The 15,363-nt window shown below is 39.8% G+C and carries 14 protein-coding genes; 8 read left to right on the top strand and 6 right to left on the bottom strand.

The genetic code is table 11. The annotated features are described in order from the left end of the window. Positions 1–258 precede the first annotated feature (258 nt). On the top strand, positions 259–675 hold the full coding sequence (locus CWB62_RS11195) for a hypothetical protein (protein ID WP_138530315.1): 417 nt from the start codon (positions 259–261) through the stop codon (positions 673–675). 107 nt (positions 676–782) lie between these two features. Continuing rightward, entirely contained in the window at positions 783–1,061 is a 279-nt protein-coding gene (locus CWB62_RS11190; protein ID WP_004588770.1) for a peptidylprolyl isomerase, read from the top strand. 62 nt (positions 1,062–1,123) lie between these two features. Here CWB62_RS11190 and CWB62_RS11185 read toward each other — a convergent pair whose 3' ends face one another. From CWB62_RS11185 to CWB62_RS11165, 5 genes are all read right to left on the bottom strand, one after another. After that, on the bottom strand, positions 1,124–1,783 hold the full coding sequence (locus CWB62_RS11185; RefSeq protein WP_138530317.1) for a DsbA family oxidoreductase: 660 nt from the start codon (positions 1,781–1,783) through the stop codon (positions 1,124–1,126). 109 nt (positions 1,784–1,892) lie between these two features. Further along, positions 1,893–3,113: a M24 family metallopeptidase gene (locus tag CWB62_RS11180; protein WP_138530319.1), complete on the bottom strand. Its 1,221-nt coding sequence runs from the start codon at positions 3,111–3,113 to the stop codon at positions 1,893–1,895. 154 nt (positions 3,114–3,267) lie between these two features. Then, positions 3,268–3,876 carry a flavin reductase family protein gene (locus CWB62_RS11175; protein WP_058404045.1) on the bottom strand — a complete coding sequence of 203 codons (609 nt, stop codon included), beginning with the start codon at positions 3,874–3,876 and terminating at the stop codon, positions 3,268–3,270. A gap of 9 nt (positions 3,877–3,885) precedes the next feature. Next, a complete protein-coding gene (locus tag CWB62_RS11170; protein ID WP_138530321.1) occupies positions 3,886–4,614 on the bottom strand; it encodes an SDR family NAD(P)-dependent oxidoreductase in 729 nt (242 codons plus the stop codon). Next, complete coding sequence (locus CWB62_RS11165; protein WP_138530323.1) at positions 4,611–5,009, bottom strand: thiol-disulfide oxidoreductase DCC family protein; 399 nt, start codon at positions 5,007–5,009, stop codon at positions 4,611–4,613. Before CWB62_RS11165 ends, CWB62_RS11170 begins: the two co-directional genes overlap by 4 nt. A gap of 120 nt (positions 5,010–5,129) precedes the next feature. Here CWB62_RS11165 and ppc point away from each other — a divergent pair, with 120 nt between their 5' ends. Together ppc and cdd are read left to right on the top strand one after the other, a co-directional pair. After that, entirely contained in the window at positions 5,130–7,775 is a 2,646-nt protein-coding gene (gene ppc / locus CWB62_RS11160) for a phosphoenolpyruvate carboxylase (RefSeq protein WP_058552998.1), read from the top strand. Between the two features lie 433 nt (positions 7,776–8,208). Then, positions 8,209–9,135, top strand: a complete 927-nt coding sequence (cdd, locus tag CWB62_RS11155; protein WP_058552997.1) for a cytidine deaminase — start codon at positions 8,209–8,211, stop codon at positions 9,133–9,135. 61 nt (positions 9,136–9,196) lie between these two features. Here the strand turns inward: cdd and udp are convergent, their stop codons facing one another. Beyond that, complete coding sequence (gene udp, locus CWB62_RS11150; protein WP_058404050.1) at positions 9,197–9,952, bottom strand: uridine phosphorylase; 756 nt, start codon at positions 9,950–9,952, stop codon at positions 9,197–9,199. Between the two features lie 443 nt (positions 9,953–10,395). Between udp and CWB62_RS11145 the strand changes: the two genes are divergently transcribed. The 4 genes from CWB62_RS11145 to CWB62_RS11130 all read left to right on the top strand — a co-directional run bounded on the left by CWB62_RS11145 (position 10,396) and on the right by CWB62_RS11130 (position 15,359). After that, on the top strand, positions 10,396–11,505 hold the full coding sequence (locus CWB62_RS11145; RefSeq protein ID WP_058404051.1) for an arginase family protein: 1,110 nt from the start codon (positions 10,396–10,398) through the stop codon (positions 11,503–11,505). A 112-nt stretch (positions 11,506–11,617) separates the two neighbouring features. Further along, a complete protein-coding gene (locus CWB62_RS11140; RefSeq protein WP_138530325.1) occupies positions 11,618–12,319 on the top strand; it encodes a transporter substrate-binding domain-containing protein in 702 nt (233 codons plus the stop codon). Positions 12,320–12,452: 133 nt separating this feature from the next. Beyond that, positions 12,453–13,745, top strand: coding sequence for a polyamine export protein PaeA (gene paeA / locus CWB62_RS11135; RefSeq protein ID WP_138530327.1), 1,293 nt, complete (start codon positions 12,453–12,455; stop codon positions 13,743–13,745). A gap of 456 nt (positions 13,746–14,201) precedes the next feature. Continuing rightward, positions 14,202–15,359, top strand: coding sequence for an efflux RND transporter periplasmic adaptor subunit (locus tag CWB62_RS11130; protein WP_138530328.1), 1,158 nt, complete (start codon positions 14,202–14,204; stop codon positions 15,357–15,359). Positions 15,360–15,363: the final 4 nt, after the last annotated feature.

Raw genomic sequence — 15,363 nt, 5'->3', positions numbered from 1 at the left:
ACAGCACCGACTGGTACAACTAATTGATTAAGTTAAGTAATTAAGCAGTTTGAAAAATCTACACGGTATTGCGAAGTCCCAAAAAACCAGGTCTTGAAATGTTTAAAAAAGTAGAGGTTTTTGTCTTTGGCTGATTACTGCTAATCTTGAAGTGTTAATTTATAAAAATTGATAGGTTATAAAATGCCAGGGCTCTTAAGTTAGAGTGTACGAATACGCTATAGAACATTCTTCCCCAACAATTAATAGAAACCAAATATGAAAAAATTTATATCTAAATTTTTAGTTTTAATATTAGTTATTTTTTCTGCAAAAGCTTTTCCTTTTCAGGAAAAAATTGAATGTGAAAAAATATCTTGGGGCGAACTTTTCAAGAATCAAAATGATTTGGTTGGAACTAAGGTGTGCTTAGTTGGACATTACGGACACCTTGATTTTTATGAAGATCGTCCAGCTCTAGAAAAAATGTCAAAGCAATACTTAGTATTCCCATTTTACGGTGATGTAACTGAGGGGTTTGTTAAGCATTGTAGTGATCGAATGCTTTTAGTGGAGGGCGTTATTTCCAGCCATGAAAAAAGTAAAGCACCACGAATTAGAAAAGTAACTAGGTTAAGCCCAGTCTCGGCCCCTGAATATAGCTGCTTAGAGCAAATATCAGGTTTCGTGAATTAAAGCGTACTATTGGTGGACCCAATTATGTGATTGGTCAGCTATAAGTAGATGCTTGGCTTAAGTGGCTGTGCTAAAATCGCCGCGTTTTAAATTATCAGGGCTTTGAAATGGCAAGTACAGCGCACGCACTCCACATATTGGTTAAACACAAAGAAATAGCAGAAGATATTATTAAGCAATTAGGTAAAGGTGCAAAGTTTCAAACCTTAGCTAAAAAATATTCGTCGTGCCCATCGGGTAAAAAAGGTGGTGATTTAGGTGAATTTAGACGCGGACAGATGGTTCCACAGTTTGACAAAATAGCCTTTAATGGCGCTATTTTAGAGCCGCACCTAGTTAAAACTAAATTTGGCTGGCATGTTATTAAAGTACTTTATCGTACTTAAAGTAAATTTATTGGGTTATTAAAAAGACTGCAACGCGCAGCCTTTATTGTTTGCCTCACTCATTAAGCTTCTTGCTTAGCCTCTTCTTCACTAATTTGTTTAAGTGCTTGAATGAATGAGTCGCTTGGTTGCCCGCCAGTGAGCGCATATTTATCGTTTATGATAAACGTAGGCACTGAGGTAATACCCATTTGTTTAAAGTTATTTTGCTCTTGGCGTACAGCTTGAACGTATTTGTCTGAGTGTAAAATACTGCGGGCCTCTTCTTTATCAAGGCCAACACTTTGCACTACATCAAGCAGAGCGTCTTCTTGATTTAAATATTTTAAATCAGTGAAGTGTGCCTCAAAGAATGCGAGTTTAAGCTGTGTTTGTTTATCTTCTTCACGTGCCCACATTAATAAACGGTGCAAATCAAAGCTGTTGATCATGATACGTTTACTATCAAAGTTAAACGTAAAGCCAGCACGCTGTCCTGCTTCGAACATGTTTTTACGATTTTCATCGCCTTGCTCTTCAGTTAGGTTGTACTTTTGCATTAAATGTTCGTTTAAGTCTTGACCCTCAACTGGCATATCTGGATTTAGCTCAAAAGGATGCCATGTAATATCTGCACTCATTTCGTCTTTGAGTTGGCCAAGCGCTGTCTCTAGGTTTTTATAACCAACCACGCACCATGGGCACATTACGTCTGACACGATATCAATTCTAAAGTTTTTCATATTCATCCTTTTGCGGATTGCTTTGGTATAACAGGGATATTGGGATGAAGTATGCATTATCAATCCTTAAACTAAAAAGAGCAGCTAATGGCTGCTCTTTATAAAGGGTTTAAGCGTTAAGCCCAAACGGGTCGTCGATACTATAACTTGGTTGTGTAAACCAATGTGGGCCACTGTCGGTCATATAGAAGTGATCTTCTAAACGTACGCCAAACTCATCGGGTATAACTAGCATTGGCTCGTTACTAAAACACATGCCCGATGCAAGTGGGGTTTTGTTTCCACCTACCAAGTAGGGCCATTCGTGAATATCTAAGCCAATTCCATGGCCCGTACGATGCGGGCAGCCGGGTGTTTGATACTGTGGCCCTAATCCTTGTGCTGCTAAATAGTGACGAGCGCCTGCGTCAACATCTTCGCAGGTAGCACCAATACTCGCGGCGTTAAATGCGGCGAGTTGCGCTGCTTTTTCATGATCCCAAAACATGCGTTGGCGTGGTGTTGGTTCACCAAATACATACGTGCGGGTTATGTCTGAAAGGTAGTCGTGTACTTTACAGCCGGTATCTATTAATACCATATCGCCTTTTTTAAGTACTTGCGCATCTTTAACACCATGTGGAAATGACGTAGCAACACCAAACAATACAATGCAAAAATAGTTACCTGGTGCACCTACCTTTTGATGCGCTTTTTTAATAAAAGCTTCTACTTCTGTGGTGGTAATACCTTCGTAAAGCATACTGGCGGTTGCTTGGTGCACAGCTAAGGTCATGTCCATTGCGCGTTGCATAAGCGCTAATTCGTTTACCGATTTATGCATTCTACAATGTGCAGTAACGCTTTGTGCATTAATTATATTTAAGCTTTTTTGTGCTTTGTTAATACCATCGAATATAAAAAACTGCGCACTTTCATCAATGCCAATGGTGGCGTCGTTACTAATATTGAGTTGCTTCAATACGCTAACAAATAGCGCATAAGGATTTTCGTGCTCTTGCCAGCCGTGTATTGGTCCTTCAACCACTTTAAAGCCATTAAGGGTACCAATTTCAAAATACGGGGCTATGTATTGTACTTCACCAATCGCAGGTAAAATTGCGCCAACCATTCGCTCGCTTGCGAACCACTTCATGCCTGTAAAGTAGGTCAGGTTAGTGCCTGCATTTAAGTATATGGCATCGATGTTGTTAGCCGCCATATAAGCTTGTGCTTTTGCTATACGTTCAAGGTGTTCGTCAGCCTGAATAGGCGTTAACGATTGGGTCATATTACTTAAGCTGGCTAATGCTTGTTCTGGGGTTTGTGTGCCAATACCGATTGTGCTCATTAGGCTTCTCCTTGGAATTTTAGCCATTGTGAGCAATTCCTATTCTAAATTCAATGTTATGCGACTAGTAGCATGGTTAAGTATTTAAAGATTGCTTGGAATGAGTCGAGTTAGGTGGTTGTAAAATAAAAGGGGTGAAATACACCCCTTAATGTTATTTTTTTGCGTAGGGAAGGCGCGTTAATTTATTGGCGGTGTGGTAGCTGTCAAGGCCCGTCACAGCCACAGTATCAATGGCTTGTAAATCTAGAAAACCATCGCTTTGCAAAGCGGTTTCATCTAAATACACGTCTACAATTTCACCAATAACCAGTTCAGTACCATTAATTTCAAGATGTTTGCTTTCAACAAATTTAACAGAGTATTTTAATCGGCTTTCTTCAACAAAAGGGGCTGAAAACTCATTTAAATACTCAGGAGTAAGTCCCGTTGCGTCAAATTCAGATTCGTCTTTGTCGTAGCGTGCTGAGGTTTGATGCGCTTGTTTATAAATGGCTTTATTAACCTGATTAATAGTGTAAACACCTGTTTGTAATATATTTTCAAACGTGTGTCGCGGTACACTGTGTGGTCGCATTATCATGCCAACCAGAGGAGGGTGAGCCCCTAAATGAATAACCGAACTGACAATCGATAAATTAGTGTTGCCTAGTAGGTCTTGTGTGCCTATTAAGTTTGCACTTTTAAACCCAGATAACGAGTTTATTAAATGTGTACGAGTACGTTTTTCAAGTGCGTCGATGCGCGCTTTAGTAAAATGCATTTTTAATCCTTACCACGGTATAGTTGTGCCTTGCCAATCTAAGTAGGCCGGCTCGCCATTTAGTTCTAAATCAGGGCTATTATTTGTTAAATCAAAAAGTTGGTGTGCTACAAATTCGGGTGTAAACAACTTGCCTTCGGGTACATTTTTTTGAAATGGCTTAGAAAGCTCGGTATCGGTTGTACCGGGATGGAACAGCACAAGTTTGGTGTTCTTTGCACGACGAGCGAGCTCTATTGCGGCAGTTTTAAATAGCATATTTAGGGCTGATTTAGATGCACGGTAAGTGTACCAGCCCCCCATTTTGTTATCGTTAATACTTCCCACACGTGCACTGAGGGCTGTTATTGTACAATGCGTTTTATGATTAATTAAAGGTAAAACGCTTTGCAAACAAAGCAATGGGGTGAGCGTATTAGCGTTTAGTAACAAGTTAAAATAATCAGCGTTGATGTCCTCAAGCTTTTTTTCTGGCATGTGTTCGGTGTTATGTAACTTACCGTTAAACATAATTACTTGGTGTATGTCGGCTTGTTCATCTTTTAAATGCTGAGTCAATCCAGATAAGCTATCCGCAGAGTAGTCAGTATTATAATAACTAATGTTGTCACTATTTTGTGAAACTGTGTTGCTTGAGCTTACACATACAACATTAAATTTATTTGCCTGGTTTTGAAGGTGCTTTACGTAGGCTTTAGCTATCGCGCTACTAGCACCAAAAAGGATGATAGTTTTCATTTTTTACCTTTTGATTTTATGGCGCACTGGCCGTTATTGCATTGGGTGTTAGGCATTAAAAACTGGCTAATAGAGTGCCTATGCTTTGCAAAAAAAACATACCCCCAATCTGCAAAAATTCGAATAACGGGTAGGCGAAGTAGTTTCAACCACCTGTGTTTACCAACTGTTTTCCAAGACTGATACGTTACATCTAGCCCATAAATCATCTCACCAGTGTCTAATTGCGCTTGCAGGTAAGCAAGTGCTTGAGTTTTATTCACATGAGCATAACGATGGCTAAAGTCGTTTGCATTTAAGTCTTCAAGCGTGATGAGATTGTGCTTGTCGGCTTGCTTTAGCTGCTGCATCTCGGTGCTACAAAGGGGGCAGTTGCCGTCGTAAAAAATGATCATATCGATGCTTTGTGATTATTTTATCTATACTTTTTTACGACATGACATTGCAAATGGATCTATTAAATATGTGCTCTTAATGATATTAATAGTCTTCCATGAAACAAAGGAGACTGAGAAATGAGTGAACAATATGCCGCCCTGCGAGGTAATGTAGGCCTACTTGGACAATTATTAGGTCAAACTATAAAAGATGCCCAAGGCCAAGCAATTTTAGATAAAGTAGAAGAAATTCGCGCTTTATCAAAATCCTCTCGCAGTGGTAATGAAGACGATCGCAAGGCGTTAATTGAAGTATTACATTCGCTAAGTGATGAAGAGCTTTTACCGGTTGCCCGTTCATTTAATCATTTTTTAAATTTAGCCAATGTGGCAGAGCAGTTTCATACTGTATCGCGTTTTAATGACGCTGGTCTTGGCCAGCAAAACCCTCTCACTCAAACATTAAAAACGTTAGCCGCTAAAGCACAAGAAGGTCAGCTAGATTCTAACCACCTTGCTGACACACTCTCAAAACTCCACATTAATTTAGTATTAACTGCTCACCCCACTGAGGTTACTCGTCGTACAATCATCAATAAGCACGTAGAGTTGAGCGACTGTTTAGCATCGCTGGAACGAAAAGATAACTTGGAACATGAGCGCGAAGCTATTTTAAATAGAATTGCCCAGCTAATAAGCCAAGCGTGGCATACCGACGATATTCGCCGCTCGCGCCCAACGCCTGTCGATGAAGCTAAATGGGGCTATGCAGTTATAGAAAATAGCCTGTGGCATGCAGTACCTCGGTTTTTACGTGAGTTTTCGGAACACGCAAAAGAGCAGCTTAGTTTAGAGCTGCCCATTGATTACAGCCCTATTGAATTCACATCTTGGATGGGGGGAGATCGCGACGGTAACCCATTTGTTACTGCGCAGGTTACTTCACAAGTACTTGACCATGGTCGTTGGATGGCGCTTGATTTATATGGCCGAGATATTGATACGTTATGCGCTGAGTTATCTATGTCTGATGCTAGCGAAGAGCTTATTGAGTTAGCTGGCCAAGACTTTGAACCCTACCGCACAGTGCTCAAAAAGCTTAAAGGCGAAGTGTCTGAAACAGTGGCACATTTAGGTGCAAAAATTAAACACAAACGCACTGATGCACAAGACCTTGTAACTGATATTAACCAACTCAAACACCCAATTGAGGTGTGTTATCGTTCGTTATTAAAATGTAACATGAAAGTCGTTGCTGACGGGTTACTGCTTGATTTAATGCATCGTTTAAACAGCTTTGGCCTGCGTTTGGCAAAATTAGATGTGCGCCAAGACTCATCGCGCCACAGCGACGTTTTTTCTGAACTTACGCGTTATTTAGGGTTAGGGGATTACAACCAGTGGCAAGAGCAAGATAAGCAAGCCTTTTTATTAGCAGAGCTTAATTCGCGTCGTCCGCTTATTCCTAAGCATTGGCAACCAAGCCCTGATGTACAAGAAGTGCTCGACACCTTCGATGTAATCGCACAGCAAGATGAAAAAACATTTGGTTTGTATATTATTTCTATGGCACGCACTGCATCCGATATTTTAGCTGTTCAGCTTCTTCTTAAAGAAAGTGGCTGTAGTTTTGAATTGCCGGTTGCCCCATTATTTGAAACATTAGACGATTTAAATAACGGTAGCGACGTGATCACTACATTACTCGATAATGTGTGGTACCGCGGCCATATTCAAAATACGCAAAATGTAATGATCGGTTATTCCGATTCGGCAAAAGATGCCGGTATGATGGCTGCCGGTTGGGCTCAATACGAAGCCATGGACAAACTAGTGCAACTTGCCGATGAGCGTGGCATTGAGCTTGTGTTGTTTCACGGCCGAGGAGGAACCGTTGGTCGAGGTGGTGCACCGGCTGCGCAAGCATTGCATTCGCAACCACCAGGCTCACTTAAAGGTGGCTTACGGGTAACAGAGCAAGGCGAAATGATACGCTTTAAATTTGGTTTGCCAGATGTTGCACTGCAGAGCTTAAATATATATGCAGGTGCTGTACTGCAAAGTAACTTATTACCACCGCCAGAGCCTAAGCCACAATGGCGCGAAGTCATGAAGCTTATTAGTGAGCAGTCGTGTGAGCATTACCGCAATGTTGTTCGCCATGATGAGAATTTTGTTCCTTACTTTAGAATGGCAACGCCAGAGTTGGAGCTCTCTAAACTTCCGCTTGGCTCTCGCCCTGCAAAACGCAACCCTAATGGAGGCGTTGAAAGTTTACGTGCTATTCCGTGGATTTTTGCATGGAGTCAAAACCGGTTAATGTTGCCTGCTTGGTTAGGTGCGTTAACAGGCTTAAAAAAGGCACTAGATCAATATGGCTTAGAAACACTAAACGAAATGAGCCTCAATTGGCCATTTTTTAGAGCCCGTTTAGAAATGCTCGAAATGGTATTTAGTAAAGCCGATAGCTGGTTAAGTGAGCATTATGATAATGCGCTGGTGGAAGACATGTACAAGCCATTGGGTGTAACTTTGCGAAAAGAGCTTGAAGAAGCCATTGAGCTTGTGCAGTCATTAAGTCCACAAAAAAGTTTACTTGCCGGTCAGCCTTGGATCAAAGAGTCGATTAGTTTACGAAATCCGTACACCGATCCGCTTAATGTATTGCAGGTTGAATTGCTTCGCCGTGCTCGTTCTAACGAGGAGCATAACGAAGGGGACATCGATAATGCATTAATGATCACTATGACAGGTATTGCTGCAGGTATGCGTAATACTGGTTAATCGTTAACGTTTATTATTTAGCAAGGGAACACGCTGTGTTCCCTTTTTTTATGTTTAATAACCGAGGGCCTGTTTATCTTTTGAGGTTAAATTTGCAGCAGTGTGTTTGGTACTTAGGCAAGGCAGAGCCTATGTAGTGTGGTTATTCCCCATAAATAGGCGATAACGCAGTATGAATACCAAACACGCGCTGCCAGAAGGTTCGTCCTAGGAACGATTAACTCTTTGTTGCCTACATGGATGTAGGTAAGGGGCGTGAGCAGGACGCGGTAGCTTTGCTCGGTTTTTATTTAGCCCACTAGGTTACAAACCTCGCGCCACGATCAAATCGTCCATAGTTAGAACAAATTTTAATCCTGAAAGGTCAACAGGCCCTAGCAATTTGGGTCTTAACCTTTTAAACTACTTAGCCATTGAATAATTAAAAAACCTTATGGCTTCATCAACTTTTACTGTGCAACAAGACACAGCACTTATTAATACACACATCTCTTTAAACGTAGCGCAAACAGCGTCTTTACGTAGCCAATTAAAGTCGCAACGCGGCATATTAAACGCAAACAATATTGAACAGCTGTGCAAAGAGTTTAATGTTTCAGTCGATTCATTATTACAAGGTTTAGTGCCTTTAGCGTCTGAGTTTTCGGTGGCTCCAGTATCACATTTTCATGTGGGTGCTATTGTCAAAGCCATGGATGAGCAGCAACAAATCAGCTTTTATTTTGGCGCTAATGTAGAGTTTGCTCATCAAGCGCTGAGTTTAGTTGTTCATGCAGAACAGTCTGCCATTAATAACGCTTGGTTAAATGGTGCTAAAAAAATTCTTAAAATTGCTATAAGCGATGCTCCGTGTGGCTACTGTCGCCAATTTATGAACGAATTAGCCGATGCGAAAGAATTTGATATTTTACTTCCAAGCCAACATTTTAAATTAGCAGAGCTATTACCTCACTCGTTTGGGCCAACCGATTTAGGTAACGAATTTAGCTTGTTTAATCCAAAACCTCAGTGTGCGGTTTTTGATGATGAACAGATTGAAGAGACTTTTGCTGGCTTTGCGTTAAATGCATATGTACCGTACAGCCAAAATTTTAGTGCGGTAAAAGTAAGTACATTTAATAATGGGGATTTTTACGGCAGTTATGCAGAAAACGCAGCCTATAGTCCAAGCTTATCGCCTCTACAAAGCGCGTTGAGTCAGTTCTTTTTAGCTGGCCTTAGTTTTGATAAGGAGACAGTGAAAGGCATCACACTGTTAGAAACGAAAGGGCACGAAAATCAAGCGGGCGTATCGAAAGCGGTACTATCGGGATTTACTGATTTGCCAGAGCTACAAGTAATTAGCGCTGCGCTTAAATAGAGTCATAAAAGCACAGCTAATAAGCTGTGCTTTTACATATCAATTTACTTATAAATAAATACTAACCGAGTAACACTTTAGCGGCTTCTAACACAACAGCCACTGATTTCCTTTCTATTTCACCGTGGTCAACGTTAGGGATTTCTTGACGAGTACGGTTAACTAATACACCGGCAACACAGGCAGCTTGCAAGCCAAGAGCTGCACACATAGTGAATAATGTAGCCGACTCCATTTCGTAGTTCATTACCCCTAGTTTTTGCCATTCTTCACAGCTACCTTGAAATGCTTTTGGCACATAACCAGAATGTGTATCGTAGCGTTCTTGGCCTGGGTAAAAAGTGTCGCTAGATGCAGTAATACCAATGTGAAAATCAATGTTTAAATTTTTACATGCTTCAACCATGGCCTGTGTTGCATAAAAGTCAGACACAGCCGGGTAGCTAAGCGGTGCAAAATGTTGGCTTGCACCGTCTAAGCGCACAGACGCTTGGCTAATTAATATTTCACCTTCATTAATGTGAGGCTGAATAGCACCCGTAGTACCAATACGTAAAAATTGACGCACGCCTAGTTGAGCAAGTTCCTCTACTGCAATCGATGTAGATGGGCCGCCAATACCTGTAGAGCATATAACAACTGAATGGCCATTTAATTGACCAAGATAAACATGAAACTCACGTGTTTGAGCAAGACAGGTTGGGTTGTCTAGGAATTTTGAAATGCGTGCAGCGCGATCTGGGTCACCGGGTACTATTGCAAGTTTTGCACCTTGTAGATCGTCAATACATAGTCCTAAGTGAAATACCTTTTCCATATCTAAGCCTTTTTAAAATAATTTTTTTCAATCTAGCATCTTTGCTAGAAACCTACCTTAAGTACAGGACGTATGTCCGTATTTATAAAATTGAGCGCGTGCCTAGGCCAGTAAAACAGGGCTGTAGCGTATTTTATGCACCAACTATGAATATTCAAGCACACTCATAAATTTATGGTTTACGTGTGCAGTTGACTTGTGCGCGTAGACATTATAAGTATCACTCAATCAAGTGGTTAGTCATGAATGACAATCGCCAGTATTAATTAAAATTTACTAACTATCAGTGTGTTATGTTTTTATTTTAAGTTTTTTTAGAATTAATTTTAATGATACATACGTTAAAAAATTCCGATTTTTAATTTTTTAAAGTTTAGGTCTGTTTAATCATTTTGCATAAATAATCACTAAAATACGCACAGTACAATTCATAAGGATTTATTATGAGTCAAGAAATTCAAGCATTTAATAGTAAAGTAGAGCACTGCTTATGTGCTCCTGGCGATGGTGTTTTTACTGTTAATACTGCAAAAGAGCGAAAAGCGGCACTTCGAAATAAACTGTACGGTCAAACCGAAAATGTAGAGACGTTATGGCGTGAATCGTTAAATGAGTTGCCACACTCTCCTTATAAAGCGGTAATGCTTGGAATTAGTTCTGATTGTGGTGGCGGTATTCTACGTGGTGCTAATTGGGGTCCTTTGTTTGTTCGTTCAGCATTAATTGACCAGCACCCCGAATGTCATTCGTTTGACTTAGGCGATGTACGTGTTATCCCTCATTTATTGCACGACAAGTACCTAAACGACGCAACTATCTCTAATTGCCAAAAAGCGCTATACGGAAACGAAAATAACGATTACTACGTCAGTCCGCTATCAATTACCGAAGATGTGTGCGATAGCTTTTACGCGACGTTTAAAGATAAAGGTATTTTTGGTATTGGTGGCGACCACTCTATTAGTTACCCATTAACCAAAGCCTATTTAAAAGCTAAGCGCGAGCAAGGGAAGCGCACGGCTATTATCCACTTTGATGCGCACACCGATTTACTTGTGGAGCGTCTAGGCATAGATTTATGTTTTGGGTCTTGGTGTACACATATTTTAGAGTTTTTACCTGCACCACATCACTTAATTCAATTTGGCATACGCTCAAGTGGAAAACCAAAATCACATTGGGAAAACACATTTGGGGTTAAACAACATTGGGCGCATGAAATTATTGAACGTGGTGCAGCCGCTATTGCCGCAGATACTATTGCACAATTAAAAGCTGATAATGTTGACGAAGTGTATGTTAGTTTTGATATAGATGCCCTCGATGCTGAATTTGCTTCTGCAACCGGTACTCCTGAGGATAACGGGTTAACACCTCAACATGCATTAGATATTTTATCGGCCATTGCAGATGAGTTTCCTATTACAGGCGCTGACATGATGGAAATAGCACCATTTACCGACAGTTCTTTAGTTGGGCAAGCAAGTTCTGAAACAACGTTAAAAGAAGGCGCAAAAATTTCAGCCTTTTTGATTAATGCGATGAACAAATAAAAATTAATACTATAGGCTTAATCGTGTTTAATTGACTACTCAAAACTAGCAGTCTACTCAGCCTCAACTATATTAATTGAATAATTACACTAATTTAGTTGAGGTTTATTGAATGAAGGGATTCGTTTTTTTACTTTGTCTTTTATACCCTGTTGCTCATGCTAACGAAATTAATATAGTGACGGAAGTTTTCCCTGACTTTCAGTATCTCGATGCAAACAACCAATTGGCAGGTCGCTCTGTAGAAAAGGTAAAAAACGCCCTTAATGCTGCTGGTATTAGTTACACTATGTCGGCTAACAATTGGAGTGTGTCTTATAATGCAGCCCTTCGAGATAAAAACACCTGCATTTTTTCAATTGTTCGTTTGCCACCAAGAGAAAATAAATTTGTGTGGATAGCTGAACTTGAAGAGTTTGAGTCAGCGATTTTTGGACTAAAATCTCGTGATATAAAATTAAAGACCTTACATGATGCCAAACGCTATAAAATAGCAGTACTAAGAGATAACTTTAGCCATCATTATTTACTTGAGCGCGCTTTTAACGAAAGCCGACATCTGTTACTAATTGATAACCTAGATAAAATTGATAAGTTAATTAGTGCACGCCGTGACATTCTTGATTTTGTTGTCCTAAGTAAAAAACAATTTAATTATCGTCTCAAAACATCACCAAAATTAAATTTACTCGAGCCAGTGCTTGATTTAAATACGGCTCAATCTCCGTTATATTTTGCGTGTAACATAAATATGGATGAGTCGTTAATTGCAAAATTACAGTTTGCATTTAGACAAACCTTCTCCCTTAATTAATGGCTAAAATCCATTTAACTAACTGAATAATAAAAACTTAAACATAAATTAAAAATATCAATTGCTGCGATTAAAAAAGCGACTATAATCAGCTGCTTTTTATATAAAAAGCGCTAACTTTTTGGAGCGTTAAATGGGTGATTTAATCGGGATTAGTCTATTGATCTTGATCAGTGCGTTGTTTGCTATGTCGGAAATAGCAATTGCAGCGTCACGAAAAATAAAACTTCGCGTAATGGCAGACGAAGGCAGTTTAAATGCGGCCGCAGTATTAAAACTGCAAGAAAACCCGGGCGCGTTCTTCGCCATGATACAAATAGCACTTAATGCTATCGCTATATTAGGCGGCATTGTAGGTGAACAAGCGTTATCGCCATACGTTGAAAAAGTATTGGTTTTATTTTACCAGGGTGCGTATGTAGAGAAAATTAGCTTTTTATTCTCATTTTTTACTATTACCTCGTTATTTATTTTATTCGCCGATTTAATGCCAAAGCGATTAGCGATGATCATGCCTGAAGCTGTTGCTGTTAAGGTCGTTAATATAATGCGTTGGGTTACATTTGCCTTGACGCCTTTGGTGATGTTTTTTAATGGTGTGACTAACTTTGTGCTGCGGCTATTTAAAGTTCCCGCAGAGCGTGAAGATAACGTAACCACAGAAGACATTGTTGCCATGATGGAAGCTGGCGCTGAGTATGGCAGTTTGCAAAAACAAGAGTATGATTTAATTGGCAATGTGTTTGATTTAGAAGCACGTTTTTTATCAAGCGTAATGACACCGCGCGACCAAATTGTGTACTTTGATTTAAACGAAAGTAGCCATGACATTGCGACCAAGATTATTGATCATCCGCATAATCATTTTTTAGTTGTGTCGGGTAACCTAGATAAATTACATGGCTCTGTTGAATCAAAAGATATTTTACGTCAAGTACTCAAAGGTGAAGCTGCTAACATCAATGACGAATTAGTTGATACCGATGTATTTTACTTACCAGAAACCTTAAGTTTATCAGAGGCGTTAAATGCATTTAAAAGTGCCGCTAAACCATTTGCTATTGTGGTAAACGAATATGCATTACTTGTTGGTATTGTTACTGTAAAAGATTTGATGAAAGGCTTTATGGGAGATTTAATAACTCACCAAGGGGATGAGTTAATAATCGAGCGAGATAAAAGCTCGTGGTTAGTTGACGGGCTGACGCCAATTAGCGATTTAGCTAAAGTACTCGATATAGAAGAGTTCCCAGAGCAGATGCATTACGAAACGGTGGCAGGCTTTTTAATTTACACAATGAAGCGTATACCAAAACGCGCTGAACACATAAGTTATGCGGGCTTTAAATTTGAAGTGGTTGATGTTGAAGGTATCCGTGTTGAGCAGTTGCTTGTATCTAGGTTAGCCTCAAATTTGTCATCCTAATCACTTTATAAGCCGTTTTAATAGGCGCTTAACTTCATAATTTCAATTAAAGCCAAGCTTGCCTTGGCTTTTTTGTTAATAAAAGTTTATTAGTTTGTTCATTACATAAACTATGTATGGCTATACTCAGACTGTTACGTAGCAGAATGGCTTTTACTTTTAATTATCTGAAATATAACATTTAAATCTCTTCACTATCTACTTTTAGCCTTTGCTATGAACAAGCAGGTTTTTGCGTAAGTCATCTTCGATTTAAGATAACTCTTTGCAGTGAAGGCGATAGCTAGCTTGTAGGTGTAAATATATTTTACAAAGAACGTTATTAACATTACTTAGTGTTTAAGTATGAGACTGAATGGTTGAGTGTAATTTTGTGTAAAGATCTGCTTATTAAGATGTATTCTCACTAACATTTAATTTAGAATGATCGTTCACTCTAAATTAAAGGTATTTAACATGCAGCGTTCTAGCACCGCTTTCTTTGTATTTTCAGTTCTTCTAGGCTCAGTTGCGTTGACTGGTTGCGACCAAGTGACAGAGCAGTCGCAGGCATCAACTCCTAAAGCTGTGCCAGTCGGGGTTATTACGCTAAAAAAACAAACGCTAACTTTAAGGCAAGAATTGCCTGGACGTATTAGTGCATTTCAAATTGCTGAAATCCGCCCGCAAGTAAGTGGTATTGTGCAATCACGTTTATTTACCGAAGGGTCTCAAGTAGAAAAAAATCAGGCGCTATATCAAATTAATCCTGCTACTTTTCAAGCCAACTTAGCGGCAAGTGAAGCTGCTGTTGCCCGCGCTCAAGCAAGCATTGCAAGCAGTAAAGCTAAAGCGTCTCGTTATAGTGAATTATTAAAAATCAAAGCGGTAAGCCAGCAAGATTACGACGAAGCTGATGCAGCCTATAAACAAGCAAAAGCAGAACTTCTTACTGCCGAAGCGCAGCTGCAAACCTCAAAAATTAATTTAGAATACAGTCATGTATCTTCACCTATTAGTGGGCAAATTAGTAAATCGAATGTCACCGTAGGTGCATTAGTGAGTGCAAATCAGACCACTTCTTTGGCAACAGTGACACAACTTGATCCTATTTATATTGATTTAACGCAGTCGAGTAACGAATTAACTAAGCTTAAAAAAGCGATTGTTTCGGGCGATTTAAGTGTAGATTCAACCAGTCAAACCGATGTTGAACTCACTATGGAAGATGGCTCTGTTTATTCTCATAAAGGCACTTTACAGTTTTCTGAAGTGACAGTTGACCCAAGTACAGGGTCGGTTACATTACGCGCTAAATTTCCTAACCCTGAAAAGTTACTTCTTCCGGGGATGTATGCTCGCGCCTCAATTGTTGAAGGCGTTAAAAACGACGCTATTTTAGTTCCACAGCGTGGTGTTAGTCGAAATTCAAAAGGTGAACCGACAGCAATGGTTGTTAGCAAAAGTAACACAGTAGAGAGCCGTGTTTTGAAAACAGACCGCACCATTGGATCTAATTGGCTTGTCACCGATGGTGTAATGGAAGGCGATAAACTGATTGTAGAAGGGTTACAAAAAATTCGCCCTGGCGCACTGGTTAGTCCATCTGAAGTTCAAACCGCTAAAGCGCAATAACGGA

The organism is Pseudoalteromonas sp. S408 (genome assembly GCF_005886645.1).
GTDB lineage: Bacteria > Pseudomonadota > Gammaproteobacteria > Enterobacterales > Alteromonadaceae > Pseudoalteromonas.
Note: the sequence above shows the minus strand (reverse complement) of the source record. Positions and strands in the feature narration are given on the sequence as shown.